Source organism: Streptococcus cristatus (assembly GCF_003943515.1).
Classification (GTDB): domain Bacteria; phylum Bacillota; class Bacilli; order Lactobacillales; family Streptococcaceae; genus Streptococcus; species Streptococcus cristatus_D.
This window is the reverse complement of the sequence record NZ_RJPT01000010.1, coordinates 23,592-38,255: the sequence shown is the minus strand read 5'-3', so window position 1 is coordinate 38,255 and position 14,664 is coordinate 23,592. Positions and strand designations below refer to the sequence as shown.

The window sequence follows — 14,664 nt, the reverse complement described above, 5'->3', positions numbered from 1 at the left end:
CTAAAAATAGAAAAAGGGGTATTTTGTTAGAAAATCTTGAAAGAGGGGTACCTCATTGTGAAAGTCAATAAAATCAGAATGAAAGAAACCCTAATATCATATGCGTTTTTAGCTCCAATTCTTATATTCTTTACAGTATTTGTTTTGGCGCCTATGATAATGGGATTTATCACTAGTTTCTTTAATTATACAATGACCTCATTTACATTCGTTGGGTTTGATAACTACATTCGGATGTTCAATGATCCAGTTTTTGTTAAGTCACTCATTAATACAGTTATTATTGTAATCGGCTCTGTGCCGGTAGTTGTGCTCTTCTCTTTGTTTGTGGCTTCACAGACCTATGAGATGAATGCTGTTTCTCGCTCTTTCTACCGTTTTGTCTTCTTCCTACCGGTTGTTACAGGTAGTGTTGCCGTGACAGTCGTGTGGAAGTGGATCTACGATCCCCTATCTGGTATTTTGAACTTTGTTTTGAAATCTGGCCATATCATCAACCAAAACATTTCTTGGTTGGGAGACAAACAGTGGGCCTTGGCTGCTATCATTGTTATTTTGCTGACAACATCTGTCGGTCAGCCGATTATTCTCTACATTGCAGCTATGGGAAATATCGATAATTCTCTAGTTGAGGCCGCGCGTGTGGATGGGGCGACAGAGATGCAAGTTTTTTGGAAAATCAAATGGCCGAGCCTTTTGCCAACGACACTTTATATCGCTATCATCACAACTATTAACTCATTCCAATGTTTTGCCTTGATTCAGCTGTTGACATCAGGTGGACCAAACTACTCAACTAGTACGCTTATGTACTATCTATATGAAAAAGCCTTCAAGCTATCTGAATATGGCTATGCAAACACCATGGGAGTCTTTCTGGCGATTATGATTGCGATTATCAGTTTCGCTCAGTTCAAGATTCTCGGTAACGATGTGGAATATTAAAGAAAGGAGCAGGATATGAAACCAAAAAAATTTAATTCATTTAAAGTGTTCTCATCTGTTATTTTAGCACTTTTGACCGTGCTCTTTGTCTTTCCATTCTATTGGATTCTGACTGGAGCTTTTAAATCTCAGCCGGATACAATTATGATTCCGCCTCAATGGTGGCCACAAAATCCGACAACAGAGAACTTCCAGCAATTAGCCGTTCAAAATCCAGCTTTACAATGGATGTGGAACAGTGTCTTCATTTCGCTGGCGACCATGTTCTTGGTTTGTGCGACGTCATCTTTAGCTGGTTACGTTTTGGCTAAGAAACGCTTTTACGGGCAACGGATTCTCTTTGCCATCTTTATCGCAGCTATGGCCTTGCCTAAGCAGGTTGTCCTAGTACCTCTAGTGCGGATTGTCAATTTCATGGGAATCCACGATACCCTTTGGGCAGTTATTTTACCTTTAGTTGGCTGGCCTTTTGGGGTCTTCCTCATGAAGCAGTTTAGTGAAAATATCCCGACAGAGCTTCTGGAATCAGCTAAGATTGACGGTTGTGGTGAAATCCGGACCTTCTGGAGTGTAGCCTTTCCTATCGTCAAACCAGGCTTTGCAGCTCTGGCTATCTTCACCTTTATCAACACTTGGAATGACTACTTCATGCAGCTCGTAATGTTGACCTCGCGGAACAATCTGACGATTTCGTTAGGGGTTGCGACCATGCAGGCTGAGATGGCAACCAACTACGGTCTAATTATGGCTGGTGCTGCTTTGGCGGCAGTGCCAATCGTAGCAGTCTTCCTCATCTTCCAAAAATCCTTTACCCAAGGGATTACTATGGGAGCTGTCAAAGGATAAGGTACTCAATAGAGGAAATAAAACTATGATTTTTGATGATTTAAAAAATGTGACTCGTTACAAGGGCCTTCATCCTAACCTGGATAAAGCGATTGATTATCTCTATGAGCACCGCAAAGACAGCTTTGACTTGGGACGCTATGAAGTGGATGGAGATAAGGTCTTTCTCTTGGTTCAGGAAAATACCCTTAATCAAGAAGCCAATGATCAATTTGAATATCATAAAAAATATGCAGATTTCCATCTGCTAGTAGCAGGGCATGAGTATTCGGCCTATGGTAGCCAGGTGGTCGATGAGGCAGTGGCATTTGATGAAGAGGCGGATATCGGCTTTGTTCATTGTCAAAATCGTTATCCTCTCTTGTTGGGTTACCATAATTTTGCGGTTTTCTTTCCAGGAGAAGCCCATCAGCCGAATGGCTATGCGGGTCTGGAAGAAAATGTCAGAAAGTATCTTTTTAAAGTGTTAATAGACTAGCCCTAGGTGAGCGAGATTTTTGAGTGTGCCAGGCTAGCAGAGAAAGGAGAGACTTATGTCAGATAAGGGAACAGGACTTATCAGAGCTATATTTGATACGGATAATTTCTTCATGCAAATCTGTGAGAAAATCCTGGATTTGATGACGGTCAATCTTCTCTTTCTCTTGTCTTGCCTGCCCTTGGTGACCATTGGAATTGCCAAGCTCAGTCTCTATCAGACACTTTTTGAAATCAAGGGAAATCGTCGAGTAAAAGTAATCAGAACTTACACTCGAATCTTTCGAGAAAATTGGAGGCAAGGACTCAAACTGGGCTTGCTGGAATTGGCTTTAGTCGGTATCAGTCTCTTTGACCTCCTGCTTTTTCGGACGCAGGAAGCCCTGCCTTTCCAAGTTTTAAAGGCGGTTTGTTTTGGAATTATTATTTTTACAATCCTGCTTTCTCTTTGCGTTTATCCCTTGGCTGGTAAGTTTCTCATGTCTTTTAGAGACCTTTTACAGACCAGCCTAGTGATTGTAAGTCTGAATTTTCCTTGGTTTTTTGTTATGATGGCGGTTATAGCTGCGATCCTTGTTATCATCTACAGTTCAGGCTTTGTGTTGCTGTTAGGATTTTCCCTCTTTGCCTTTATCGGCTTTGCAGGTCTGGCTTTTTTGCAGCTTCCTATTTTGGAAAAAATCTTCGCTAAATATAGCAGTCTATAATCTACAATTAGTACATTTGGAGAAAATTTGAAAATGAAAGATTTAAAGAAATATCACGGTGTCATCCCAGCTTTTTATGCTTGTTATGACGAGGAGGGTGAAATCAGCCCGGAGCGAACTCGCGCTTTGGTGGAGTATTTCATCGACAAGGGCGTGCAAGGTCTCTATGTCAACGGCTCGTCAGGCGAATGTATCTACCAGAGCGTGGCCGACAGAAAAGTAATTTTGGAAGAAGTAATGAAAGTTGCTAAGGGCAAACTGACCATCATTGCTCACGTAGCCTGCAACAATACTAAAGACAGTATCGAGTTGGCAAAACATGCGGAAGCTCTAGGAGTTGATGCCATTGCGGCTATTCCGCCGATTTATTTCCGTCTGCCAGAATACTCTGTCGCTCAGTACTGGAATGATATCAGTGCGGCTGCCCCACATACTGATTTTGTGATTTATAATATTCCGCAATTGGCTGGCGCAGCGCTGACACCAAGTCTTTATAAGGAAATGCTGAAAAATGAGCGCGTGATTGGGGTGAAAAATTCCTCTATGCCAGTTCAGGATATCCAGACTTTTGCAGCACTTGGTGGCAGTGACCATTTGGTCTTTAACGGTCCAGATGAGCAGTTCTTGGGCGGTCGTCTCATGGGAGCAGCAGCTGGAATTGGTGGTACATACGGGGCTATGCCAGAACTTTTTCTCAAGCTTAATCAACTGATTGCAGACAAGGAACTAGAAAGAGCCAAAGAGTTGCAGTTTGCCATTAACGATATTATTGGCAAGCTAACCAGTGCTCACGGTAATATGTATGCTGTTATCAAAGAGGTTCTCAAGCTCAACGAAGGACTGACTATCGGCTCTGTCCGTGCTCCTTTGACCCCAGTCGTAGAAGCAGACCGTCCGGTCGTAGAAGCAGCAGCGGCCTTGATCTGTGAGACCAAGGAGCGCTTCCTCTAACAAGAAAGAAGGATGCTTATGGGAAATTATGTTACGATTGATATTGGCGGTACCAATATCAAATACGGCCTGATAGACGACCAAGAAACGATAGTAGAAGCTCATGAAATACCTACGGAAGCCCATAAGGGTGGTCCAGAGATTATGCGTAAGGTTCAAAAGATAGTTGCGGACTATGCGCAGGCTGGTTCGATTGAGGGGATTTGTATCTCCTCAGCTGGTATGGTCGATCCAGACAAGGGAGAGATCTTTTATGCTGGTCCTCAGATTCCTAACTATGCTGGGACGCAATTTAAGAAGGTCTTGGAGGAGGAGTTTTCCATTCCTTGCGAGATTGAGAATGATGTCAATTGTGCCGGTCTGGCTGAGGTCATGTCTGGCCATGGTAAGGGAGCAAAAATTGCGGTCTGTCTAACGATTGGGACAGGGATTGGTGGCTGTCTAGTAGCGGATGGGCAAGTTTTTCACGGCTTTAGCAACTCAGCCTGCGAAGTAGGCTATCTGCACCTGCCGGACGGAGCCTTTCAGGATGTAGCTTCGACCACAGCCTTGGTTCAATATGTTGCTGACTTGCACGGAGAAGATCCCTCTCTCTGGAATGGTCGAAGGATTTTCAAAGAAGCGACAGAGGGCAATGCCATCTGTATCAAAGGAATTGACCGCATGGTAGGCTATCTGGGGCAGGGCATTGCCAATATCTGCTATGTCGTCAATCCGGAAATCGTCGTCTTGGGCGGTGGTATCATGGGACAAGAGGCCATTCTTCGACCGCGTATTCAAGCGGCTCTCAAGGATGCTCTGGTTCCTAGCATAGCTGAGAAGACCAAACTAGCCTTTGCCTATCACCAAAATACGGCAGGCATGTTCGGAGCCTACTACCACTTTAAAAATAAACATCAGTAATCCAAGTAAACCTGGGGAGTGACCTCGGGTTTCTTGCTTTTAGAAAACGGCTTCTGTAGATGGCTAGACGATATTTTAGAAGGAATTGAAATAACAGGAAAAATTCGGTGGATAGAGCTAAATGTCCAAAAATTTAACTTTGCTCACTTGTCTTTAGGAGTAGATTTAAAAGGTTGCCCAAGCCTTTTAAGAAGTACCAGCCCCTCGAGGTTGAGCAATCAGTAAACCATCAAGGAGTTAAAAATAAGGCCAGGATTTTTGTCCTAGCCTTTTATTGATGCCTACGGTAATAGCCGTTAAGTTTGTGATTTTCCCAGTAACTATTGAAGATTTTTTCCTTTCTCTCTCGGTCAATCTCTAGGAAAAAGGCATAAAGTATATCGATCATCAACAGCATTGGGAACTGAGCTGAGATTCGTTGGATGAACTGAGGTTTACTTTGCATTGCAACTGGGATGATTTCTGAAAAGTCTTCTTTAATCAAATCAGGCTGGCCAGTGATTAATACGGTCTTGGCTCCCATGCCCTTGGCATCAATCAGGCTGTCAATAATGGATGGGGTTTGACCTGAAAGAGAAAAGCCGATAACTAGGCAGTTTTTGTCTAAAATGCTCGTTGTCCAAGCAAAGCCATCCGCATCTGTCAGAGCTTCACAAATAACCCCTAAGCGCATGAAGCGCAGTTTCATATCGCGAGCGACGAGCCCCGAGCTTCCCGTGCCAAAAAAATAGACACGATCCGCTTTTTCAATCAGCTGAGCTACGCGCTCCAATCTTTTTTCGTCAATCAAGTCCTCGGTTTGTTGCCGAATTTGAATATAGTTGCGTAGCACTTGGCGGGACGAATCATTTTTCAGATTTGTATGCTCCGTTTTGCTGATTTTCAGCTGTTGGAGATATTGGAAGTTGAACTCTCGATAGCCCTTAAAGCCACATTTTTTTGCAAAACGGGTCAAGGCCGCCTGTGAGATGTGCAAGGTTTGCGCTACTTCGAGGGAGGACAGATCCCCTTCTATATCGGTCGGATTCAAAAAATAGTCGGCAATCCGCTTTTCGACATCGGTCATAGTGTCGTAACAGCTTTCAATGATGGCCAAGATATTTTGCTGGTGTCTCATGATGGGTCACTTTCTTTGGTTACAATAATAAAACATAATTTCATTATAACATAGTTTAGAGGGAATAAAGTGTTTTCACAGCCAAGAATTATCAGACCTCACTTTCCATTGGAGTATGAGCGGTCAGTAGTTTCAGTATTTCCTGATAATATGACGGTCTTTCTTTCTGAGCAGCTATTTCCTAAAGATTGTGTCGGGTACAGGAAAAAGTGATATAATTTACACAAGTAATGTTCCAAGTTTGGATTTGAAGCAAGGGAGATAGGAGCCACTGTCCATTACAGCTTCCAAGTCTTATTTTGGACATCAGTAAAGCTAGATTGTGAGGTTTTTTATGCGAATCAATGAACTAGGCCAGCCTATTGGGGAGGCTCTGCCGGACTTTAAGCCGGGGGATCTGCCCAAGCTGGAGCGAATCGAAGGCCAGTATGTTATTATCGAGCGTTTGTCCAAGGACAAGCATGGAGCGGATTTGTATGAAGTGTATGGTCCGGATTCACCTGCGGATATGTGGACCTATCTCTTTCAAAATCCTGCCCAAAATCAGGCAGAATGGTCCCAGAAGCTAGATCGGATGCTGGCAGCTCAGGATCGTTTCCACTATGCCATTGTGGACAAGGAGAATGGCAAGGCGCTGGGAACCTTCGCTTTAATGAGGATTGACCAAGGTAATCGTGTCATTGAAGTGGGGTCTGTGACCTATTCGCCCAAGCTGAAGCGCACCAGACTAGCCACAGAAGCCCAATATTTACTGGCGCACTATGTCTTTGAAGAGCTGGAGTATCGCCGCTACGAATGGAAATGCGATGCACTCAATCAGCCTTCAAGGCGAGCGGCAGAGCGGCTTGGTTTTACCTACGAAGGTAGGTTCCGTCAGGCGGTTGTCTATAAGGGGCGCAACCGAGACACTGATTGGCTCTCCATGATTGATAGCGATTGGCCTGCCGTTAAGAGTCGTTTGGAGAAATGGCTGAGTCCAGACAATTTCGATGAAAAGGGACAGCAAATAAAAGCCTTGTCTGAGTTTTAACATTTGATTGAGAGTGGGACAGAAATCGGTAATTCGTTAGAATTCGATTTCGTCGTCCCACCTCCGCACAGTTGAGTAGGGCTGTAAAAGCTGATGCAATCAGCGTAGTAGAGCCCACTCAACCACTGCGTCTTGCTCGACAATCCAAAGACAATTGAGAGGCTAGGACTTTTGTCCCAGACTCTTTTTACTTTTTAATTTTGATGAAAATGGAGAATTTTCTGATAAATTTTGATATAATAAAACGAACTACAGATAAAGGATGAGAGAGAATGACTTTAGTTTATCAATCAACGCGTGACGAAAAGAATAGAGTGACAGCCAGCCAGGCGATTCTGCAAGGTTTGGCGACAGACGGCGGTCTGTTTACGCCCATTACCTATCCGCAGGTCGATTTGGACTTTGCCAAGCTCAAAGACGCTTCTTATCAGGAAGTAGCCAAGCTGGTTTTGTCTGCTTTTTTGGATGATTTTTCTGAAGCGGAGCTGGATCACTGTATCAACCATGCCTATGACAGCAAGTTTGATGATGCGGCTATTGCTCCTTTGGTCAAGCTGGATGGTCAGTACAATCTAGAGCTTTTCCACGGAGCGACCATTGCCTTCAAGGACATGGCTTTGTCCATCCTGCCTCACTTGATGACAACCGCAGCCAAAAAGCACGGCTTGGAAAACAAAATTGTCATTCTGACAGCGACTTCTGGCGACACAGGCAAGGCAGCTATGGCAGGCTTTGCGGATGTTCCTGGGACTGAGATTATCGTCTTTTATCCCAAAGACGGTGTCAGCAAGGTCCAAGAGCTGCAAATGACGACACAGACAGGTGCTAATACGCATGTCGTTGCCATTGATGGCAATTTTGACGATGCCCAGACCAATGTCAAGCACATGTTCAATGACACAGACCTAAGAGCTCGTCTCTTGGAGCACAAACTGCAGTTTTCATCAGCTAACTCCATGAATATCGGCCGTTTGGTACCGCAGATTGTTTACTATGTCTATGCTTATGCTCAGTTGGTGAAGACAGGAGAAATCGCAGCAGGCGACAAGGTCAACTTTACCGTTCCGACGGGGAACTTTGGGAATATCCTAGCGGCCTACTATGCCAAGCAAATCGGTCTGCCAGTTGGCAAGCTGATCTGTGCATCGAATGAAAACAATGTCCTGACTGACTTCTTCAAGACTCAGGTTTATGACAAGAAGCGGAGCTTCAAGGTGACCACTAGTCCATCCATGGATATTCTGGTTTCCTCTAACTTGGAGCGCTTGATTTTCCATCTGTCTGGTAACAGCGCTGAGAAAACAGCTGCTCTGATGGCGGCTCTGAATGAGCAAGGCCAGTATGAACTGACGGACTTTGACGCTGATATTTTAGAGCTCTTTGTGGCTGATTATGCGACAGAGCAAGAAACAGCTGCTGAAATCAAGCGGGTCTATCAGGCCTCTGACTACATCGAAGACCCTCATACAGCTGTTGCGTCCGCTGTCTATCAAAAATACTTGGCAGAGACCGACGATCAGCGCAAGACTGTTATTGCGTCTACTGCTAGTCCTTATAAATTCCCAGTCGTAGCTGTTGAAGCTGTGACTGGTCAAACAGGCCTCAGTGATTTCGAGGCTTTGGACCAACTGCACGAGCTTTCTGGCGTAGCCCTGCCACCAACTGTGGACGGCTTGGAAAAAGCCCCAGTGCGTCACAAAACAACAGTCGCTGCAGACCAAATGCAGGCCGCAGTCGAGGACTACTTGGGCTTGTAAAAATTGCATAAAAAACTAAAATCAGCTGGATATCTGGTTGATTTTTTCTTAGGACGTCCAATGAAAGAAAGTGAAGTAGCTGATGCTTAAAAGGAAGAAATTTCTCTATGACGACTTATAAAAAAATCATGAATATCGCCTTGCCAGCTATGGCGGAGAACTTTTTGCAGATGCTCATGGGGATGGTCGACAGCTATCTGGTGGCCAGTCTGGGGCTGATTGCGATTTCTGGTGTCTCGGTGGCCGGCAACATCATTACCGTTTATCAGGCAATTTTTATCGCGCTGGGGGCTGCTGTTTCCAGTCTCATCTCCAAGACTCTGGCTCAGGGAGACAAGGAGCGTTTGGACTATCACACAGCTGAGGCTATCAAGCTGACGCTACTTCTGAGCCTTCTGCTAGGTCTCCTTTCTCTGCTTTTTGGTAGGCAGATGCTGGATCTGCTGGGGACGGAAAAAGCGGTGGCTGAAGCAGGCGGTCTCTATCTGGCTCTGGTTGGTGGGACTATTGTTCTGCTAGGCTTGATGACTTCTTTTGGAGCTCTGGTGCGGGTTACGCGCAATCCTAGATTCCCCATGTATGTCAGTCTTCTGACCAATGTCCTCAACGCCCTTTTTTCAGCTCTGGGCATTTATGTCTTTCGGCTTGGGATTGTCGGTGTAGCGCTGGGAACAGTGCTGGCTCGCTTGGTTGGGGTGATGATTCTCTGGCGGGAGCTGGATTTGTCTACAATTCGCTGGAGCTGGGGTTTAGATGGAGAGCTCCTGCGCCTGTCTCTGCCGGCTGCTGGAGAGCGGCTCATGATGCGGGCGGGCGATGTGGTGATTATCGCCATTGTGGTCGTCTTTGGGACGGATGCAGTAGCGGGGAATGCCATCGGTGAAGTCCTGACTCAGTTTAATTACATGCCGGCTTTCGGGGTCGCGACAGCAACCGTCATGCTGGTAGCCCATGCGGTTGGTGAGGGAGATATGCAAGCGGTTGGTCTGATTCGTCAGCGGGCCTTCTGGCTGTCTTTTGCTTGCATGCTGCCCTTGGCTTTAGGGATTTTCGCCCTTGGTCGACCGCTGACCTTGCTCTATACGGACAATAGCGGAGCGATCACAGCCAGTCTTTCAGTCATCCTCTTCTCCCTGCTGGGAACTCCCATGACAGTGGGAACCGTGATTTACACAGCTGTCTGGCAAGGGCTGGGAAATGCCAGACTGCCCTTTTATGCCACGACCGTTGGCATGTGGCTGATTCGCATCATTGCGGGTTATGTGCTGGGAGTGACTTGTGGCTTGGGCCTTCCGGGAGTCTGGGCTGGGACTCTCTTGGACAATGGCTTCCGCTGGCTATTTTTAAAGGTTTTATTTGATAGAAAAATGAGGGAAATTGCATGACAAAAGCGTTTATTTGGGATTTGGATGGCACTTTGCTGGACTCCTACGATGCTATTTTGGCGGGGATTGAGGAAACCTACGCTCACTATGGTCTGGACTTTGACAGGGCGAGTATTCACAGCTATATCCTAAAGCACTCTGTCCAGAAGCTTTTGGAAAAAGTAGCGTCTGAGAAAGGTCTGGACGCTGCCGAGATGAATGCCTTCCGTGGAGCAAGCCTAAAGGAGAAAAATGCTCAGGTCCATATGATGGAAGGAGCTGCGGAGATACTGACTTGGGCTAAGGAGCAGGGCATTGCCCAGTTTGTCTATACCCACAAGGGACTCAATGCCCATCAAATCTTGCAAGACTTGGGCATTCATGATTATTTTACAGAAATCATCACAACAGCCAACGGCTTTGAGCGAAAGCCCCACCCAGAAGGTGTCGACTATCTGCTCGAGAAATATGGCCTTGACAAGCAGGAAACCTACTATATCGGCGACCGAACGCTGGATGTGGATGTTGCCGTTAACAGTGGCATCCAGAGCATTAACTTCTGTGACTACCGACCAGAAATCAATCAGAAGATAGAAAAGTTGCTGGATATACAGCAATTATTTACAAAATAAAAAGCAGACTAGAACTGATCTACTGTCAGTCTAGCCTGCTTTTTCTTTTACATATGCTCAATGTGAAGTTCTAGCAAGAACTCAAGAGCCTCGGGAGTACAGTTCTTTTTTTCAATAGGGAAGCCGACATTTGGCCCCAACATGATATAAAAATCATCTTTAGTATGGAAAACTTTGACGATGTCATCATAGCTATAAAGAAACTCTCCTCGTTTGCTTTTCACAGAAAATTTATCCTTCTCAAATATAAGAGTTTGCTCCATATCCTTCCAGAAAGGAGTTTTTCGATAGGCTTTCTTTATCTGAAAGTCCGTGCCAAAGTACATTACTGGGAATATAATCAAAGATGTAAATAGCACGATAAAGAAAGAAAAACGCCTCAGGTTTTCAGGTAGGAAGGTTAGATAGAGAGCTAGGATTCCTATCAGAATGAACAGATTTAGCAAAAATCTTTTCCCGCGTAAGAAAACAGACCAAGCAAATCGTTGATAGACTTCCTCAGTCACAAGAGTTGGAATGGTTATTGGGAACATGCTTTACCTCCTAGTTTTTATTATTATACCATAGAAGAGTGATAAGATATAGCTGGCTCTTGCTAGGCGATGCCATCTTTTATAGGAGGTGAGAGCTATTCCCATTTTTATCTAAAACCAGCACATCTGGCATGGGAAGATTATGCCAAAAGTTATAATCAATTCTGGAGTCGAATGCACTCAGCAAGATGCAAATCAGATTGCCATGGGAGCTAATGATAATTTCTTCGTTTTGGTGTTTGCTTTCCAGTTCATGAAGAAGAGCTAAGGCTCGCTGTTGAGCCTGTTGATTAGACTCGCCACCAATAAGTGAAAATGTTGGCCGTGACCAAAGTTGCATGAGGGCTTCTTCAAAGTCTTGGTCGGCAATCGCTTGGCTACTTAACTTTCGCTCTATTAGTCGTTTGTCGGTTTGAATAGCGAGTTTTAGACTTTGAGCTAAAGTCTCAACCGTTTGGATGGCTCTTCGATAGGGGCTGGAATAAATGGCGGTAATAGGTTTGTCTGCTAAAAATTCAAGCTGTGCCAAGGATTCTTGTCCCTCGTCTGATAATGGTCGGTTGATTTCATCAGGTGTATAGTTAGAATGCGCATGACGGATAAAATAGTAGGTATTGTTCATAAGACGATTATAGCAAAATTTAAATCTCAATTCATTTTCTACCTATTTTCCACGCCGCCTTTTCTGTCTTTGTTTGCCTTTCGTGTTATAATAAACCTATGGAAAAAAAGAACAAATTATTATTAATCGACGGTTCGTCCGTTGCTTTTCGCGCTTTTTTTGCGCTTTATAATCAAATCGACCGTTTCAAGAGTCCATCAGGCCTGCATACCAATGCCATTTATGGCTTCCACCTTATGCTCAATCATCTCTTGGAGCGCGTGCAGCCGACTCATATCTTGGTAGCTTTTGATGCTGGTAAGACGACCTTCCGGACTGAGATGTACGCCGACTATAAGGCTGGTCGGGCCAAGACACCGGATGAATTTCGTGAGCAGCTGCCCTTTATCCGAGAAATACTGGACTACTTAGGCATCCGCTACTATGATCTGGCTCAGTACGAGGCGGATGACATCATCGGAACCTTGGACAAGATGGCTGAAAAGACAGCAGTGCCTTACGATGTGACCATTGTCAGCGGCGATAAAGACTTGATTCAGCTGACGGATGATAATACCGTGGTGGAGATTTCCAAGAAAGGCGTGGCCGAGTTCGAAGAATTTACCCCAGCCTACCTCATGGAGAAGATGGGCATCACGCCAGAGCAGTTTATTGACCTCAAGGCGCTGATGGGCGATCAGTCGGACAATATCCCCGGCGTGACTAAGATCGGTGAGAAGACTGGTCTCAAGCTCCTCTTGGAGTATGGTTCTTTGGAAAAACTTTATGAAAATATCGACCAGCTCAAGGCTTCTAAGATGAAGGAAAATCTGATCAATGATAAGGACAAGGCCTTCTTATCTAAAACCCTAGCTACCATCAATACTCAGGCTCCGATTGAAATCGGACTGGATGATTTGGTTTACAACGGTCCACAGGTAGAGGCACTGAGCAAGTTCTACGACGAGATGGGCTTCAAGCAGCTCAAGGCTCAGCTAGGCACTGGTCAGGAGCCGGTAGAAGTCAAACCAATTGAATTTACCAAAGTGACTGAGGTGACAGCGGATATGCTGGCACCAGAGCAATTCTTCTATTTTGAAATCTTGGGTGACAACTACCACAAGGAAGAGATTGTTGGTCTTGCCTGGGGCGATAGCCGTCAGATTTATGTAGGCTCCAGCGATTTACTGCAGCAGCCTCTCTTTCAGGAGTTTTTGACAAAAACAGCTCTAAAAACCTACGACCTCAAGCGTACCAAGGTACTGCTCAGTCATTACGGCATTGAACTACCAGCAGCAGCCTTTGATGCGCGCCTAGCCAAGTATCTGCTTTCAACGGTCGAGGATAATGAGCTGGCGACTATTGCTCGCCTCTACGGCCAAACAATCCTGCCGATGGATGACGAGGTTTATGGCAAGGGAGCCAAGCGCGCTCTGCCGGAGCAAGAGCAGCTCTTTGAGCATCTAGCTCGTAAGATCCTAGTGTTGCTGGAAACAGAAGAACCGATGCAAGAACAGCTCCGTTCCCACAATCAGCTGGATTTGTTGCTTGAAATGGAGCAACCGCTGGCCTTTGTCCTAGCTAAGATGGAGATTGCGGGGATTAAGGTTGAGCGGGAAACCCTGCAAGGCATGCAGGCGGAAAATGAAAAGACGCTGGAAAGTCTGACGCAGGAGATTTATAATTTGGCTGGTCAGGAGTTTAATATCAACTCGCCGAAACAGCTGGGAACCATTCTCTTTGAAGATATGGGACTGCCACTGGAGTACACCAAAAAGACCAAGACGGGCTACTCGACAGCGGTGGATGTGCTGGAGCGTTTAGCACCGATTGCACCGATTGTGTCTAAGATTCTGGAATACCGTCAAATCAGCAAGCTCCAGTCCACTTATATCATCGGACTGCAGGAGGCGATTGCGGCTGACGGCAAGATTCACACTCGCTATGTTCAGGATTTGACCCAGACTGGCCGCCTGTCCTCGGTCGACCCTAACCTGCAGAATATCCCCGTTCGCTTGGAGCAGGGGCGCCTCATTCGCAAGGCCTTTGTGCCAGAGTGGGTAGACAGTGTGTTGCTCAGCTCGGATTATTCCCAGATTGAGCTGCGGGTGCTGGCTCACATTTCTCAGGACGAGCATTTGATAGCTGCCTTTCAGCATGGAGAAGACATTCACACGGCTACCGCTATGCGGGTCTTTGGTATTGAAAAGGCAGAGGATGTGACGCCGAATGACCGCCGCAATGCCAAGGCTGTCAACTTCGGAGTAGTCTATGGCATTTCCAACTTCGGCCTAGCCAATAATCTAGGCATTTCCCGCAAGGCTGCCAAGGACTACATTGAGACTTATTTTGAGCGTTTCCCTGGTATCAAGAATTATATGGAAACAATTGTTCGTGAAGCGCGTGATAAGGGTTATGTAGAGACCATTTACCATCGCCGTCGCTCCTTGCCAGACATCAATTCCCGCAATTTTAACATCCGAAATTTTGCGGAGCGCACAGCCATTAACAGCCCAATCCAAGGCTCCGCCGCAGATATTCTCAAAGTCGCTATGATTAATCTGGACCGAGCTCTGACAGAGAAGAATTTTAAATCTCGCATGCTCTTGCAGGTGCACGATGAAATCGTGCTGGAAGTGCCAAATGACGAGCTAACAGCCGTCCGCCAGTTAGTCAAAGAAACCATGGAAGCCGCGATTGAGCTGGCCGTTCCACTAGTAGCTGATGAAAACGCTGGCCAAACTTGGTACGAGGCGAAGTAAGACAAGATAGAAAGAGCGTCAAAAAACGACTGAAAATCA

The 14,664-nt window shown here is 45.6% G+C and carries 14 protein-coding genes; 11 read left to right on the top strand and 3 right to left on the bottom strand.

The window, feature by feature from the left end; all coding sequences use genetic code 11:
* Positions 1–57 precede the first annotated feature (57 nt).
* Genes D8791_RS08630 through D8791_RS08605 form a run of 6 tightly spaced genes read left to right on the top strand, consistent with a single transcriptional unit; the run spans position 58 to position 4,829 of the window.
* Positions 58–945, top strand: a complete 888-nt coding sequence (locus D8791_RS08630; protein ID WP_045498290.1) for a carbohydrate ABC transporter permease — start codon at positions 58–60, stop codon at positions 943–945.
* Positions 946–960: 15 nt separating this feature from the next.
* The gene (locus D8791_RS08625) at positions 961–1,791 is read left to right on the top strand and encodes a carbohydrate ABC transporter permease (RefSeq protein WP_045498288.1); all 831 of its coding nucleotides are present in this window, start codon (positions 961–963) and stop codon (positions 1,789–1,791) included.
* Between the two features lie 25 nt (positions 1,792–1,816).
* A complete protein-coding gene (locus D8791_RS08620) occupies positions 1,817–2,269 on the top strand; it encodes a NanQ anomerase/TabA/YiaL family protein (protein WP_125447341.1) in 453 nt (150 codons plus the stop codon).
* A gap of 55 nt (positions 2,270–2,324) precedes the next feature.
* On the top strand, positions 2,325–2,975 hold the full coding sequence (locus D8791_RS08615) for a DUF624 domain-containing protein (protein WP_061908888.1): 651 nt from the start codon (positions 2,325–2,327) through the stop codon (positions 2,973–2,975).
* 33 nt (positions 2,976–3,008) lie between these two features.
* The gene (locus tag D8791_RS08610) at positions 3,009–3,926 is read left to right on the top strand and encodes a dihydrodipicolinate synthase family protein (protein WP_125447339.1); all 918 of its coding nucleotides are present in this window, start codon (positions 3,009–3,011) and stop codon (positions 3,924–3,926) included.
* 18 nt (positions 3,927–3,944) lie between these two features.
* The gene (locus D8791_RS08605; protein ID WP_125447337.1) at positions 3,945–4,829 is read left to right on the top strand and encodes an ROK family protein; all 885 of its coding nucleotides are present in this window, start codon (positions 3,945–3,947) and stop codon (positions 4,827–4,829) included.
* Between the two features lie 271 nt (positions 4,830–5,100).
* On the opposite strand, the gene D8791_RS08600 is transcribed toward D8791_RS08605, so the two are convergent.
* Entirely contained in the window at positions 5,101–5,946 is an 846-nt protein-coding gene (locus tag D8791_RS08600; RefSeq protein WP_045498277.1) for a MurR/RpiR family transcriptional regulator, read from the bottom strand.
* Positions 5,947–6,280: 334 nt separating this feature from the next.
* On the opposite strand from D8791_RS08600, the gene D8791_RS08595 reads away from it, so the two are divergent.
* The 4 genes from D8791_RS08595 (at position 6,281) to D8791_RS08580 (ending at position 10,729) form a co-directional block, all read left to right on the top strand.
* The gene (locus D8791_RS08595; RefSeq protein ID WP_125447335.1) at positions 6,281–6,976 is read left to right on the top strand and encodes a GNAT family N-acetyltransferase; all 696 of its coding nucleotides are present in this window, start codon (positions 6,281–6,283) and stop codon (positions 6,974–6,976) included.
* A gap of 272 nt (positions 6,977–7,248) precedes the next feature.
* Positions 7,249–8,733, top strand: a complete 1,485-nt coding sequence (thrC, locus tag D8791_RS08590; protein WP_125447334.1) for a threonine synthase — start codon at positions 7,249–7,251, stop codon at positions 8,731–8,733.
* Positions 8,734–8,840: 107 nt separating this feature from the next.
* On the top strand, positions 8,841–10,118 hold the full coding sequence (locus D8791_RS08585) for an MATE family efflux transporter (RefSeq protein ID WP_125447332.1): 1,278 nt from the start codon (positions 8,841–8,843) through the stop codon (positions 10,116–10,118).
* Positions 10,115–10,729 carry an HAD-IA family hydrolase gene (locus D8791_RS08580; RefSeq protein ID WP_125447331.1) on the top strand — a complete coding sequence of 205 codons (615 nt, stop codon included), beginning with the start codon at positions 10,115–10,117 and terminating at the stop codon, positions 10,727–10,729. The genes D8791_RS08585 and D8791_RS08580 overlap by 4 nt, the downstream gene beginning before the upstream one ends.
* Before the next feature lie 47 nt (positions 10,730–10,776).
* On the opposite strand, the gene D8791_RS08575 is transcribed toward D8791_RS08580, so the two are convergent.
* Both D8791_RS08575 and D8791_RS08570 read right to left on the bottom strand, forming a co-directional pair.
* Entirely contained in the window at positions 10,777–11,262 is a 486-nt protein-coding gene (locus D8791_RS08575; protein ID WP_125447329.1) for a YcxB family protein, read from the bottom strand.
* 79 nt (positions 11,263–11,341) lie between these two features.
* On the bottom strand, positions 11,342–11,884 hold the full coding sequence (locus D8791_RS08570) for a histidine phosphatase family protein (protein WP_125447327.1): 543 nt from the start codon (positions 11,882–11,884) through the stop codon (positions 11,342–11,344).
* 98 nt (positions 11,885–11,982) lie between these two features.
* Between D8791_RS08570 and polA the strand changes: the two genes are divergently transcribed.
* Positions 11,983–14,625: a DNA polymerase I gene (gene polA / locus D8791_RS08565; RefSeq protein ID WP_125447325.1), complete on the top strand. Its 2,643-nt coding sequence runs from the start codon at positions 11,983–11,985 to the stop codon at positions 14,623–14,625.
* The last annotated feature ends 39 nt before the right edge of the window (positions 14,626–14,664 follow it).

Coding starts and splice junctions, on each gene's coding strand:
- polA (WP_125447325.1), top strand. CDS start 11,983: ATGGAAAAAAAGAACAAATTATTATTAATCGACGGTTCGTCCGTTGCT.
- D8791_RS08605 (WP_125447337.1), top strand. CDS start 3,945: ATGGGAAATTATGTTACGATTGATATTGGCGGTACCAATATCAAATAC.
- D8791_RS08620 (WP_125447341.1), top strand. CDS start 1,817: ATGATTTTTGATGATTTAAAAAATGTGACTCGTTACAAGGGCCTTCAT.
- D8791_RS08575 (WP_125447329.1), bottom strand. CDS start 11,262: ATGTTCCCAATAACCATTCCAACTCTTGTGACTGAGGAAGTCTATCAA.
- D8791_RS08595 (WP_125447335.1), top strand. CDS start 6,281: ATGCGAATCAATGAACTAGGCCAGCCTATTGGGGAGGCTCTGCCGGAC.
- D8791_RS08585 (WP_125447332.1), top strand. CDS start 8,841: ATGACGACTTATAAAAAAATCATGAATATCGCCTTGCCAGCTATGGCG.
- D8791_RS08610 (WP_125447339.1), top strand. CDS start 3,009: ATGAAAGATTTAAAGAAATATCACGGTGTCATCCCAGCTTTTTATGCT.
- D8791_RS08570 (WP_125447327.1), bottom strand. CDS start 11,884: ATGAACAATACCTACTATTTTATCCGTCATGCGCATTCTAACTATACA.
- D8791_RS08615 (WP_061908888.1), top strand. CDS start 2,325: ATGTCAGATAAGGGAACAGGACTTATCAGAGCTATATTTGATACGGAT.
- D8791_RS08600 (WP_045498277.1), bottom strand. CDS start 5,946: ATGAGACACCAGCAAAATATCTTGGCCATCATTGAAAGCTGTTACGAC.
- D8791_RS08580 (WP_125447331.1), top strand. CDS start 10,115: ATGACAAAAGCGTTTATTTGGGATTTGGATGGCACTTTGCTGGACTCC.
- thrC (WP_125447334.1), top strand. CDS start 7,249: ATGACTTTAGTTTATCAATCAACGCGTGACGAAAAGAATAGAGTGACA.
- D8791_RS08625 (WP_045498288.1), top strand. CDS start 961: ATGAAACCAAAAAAATTTAATTCATTTAAAGTGTTCTCATCTGTTATT.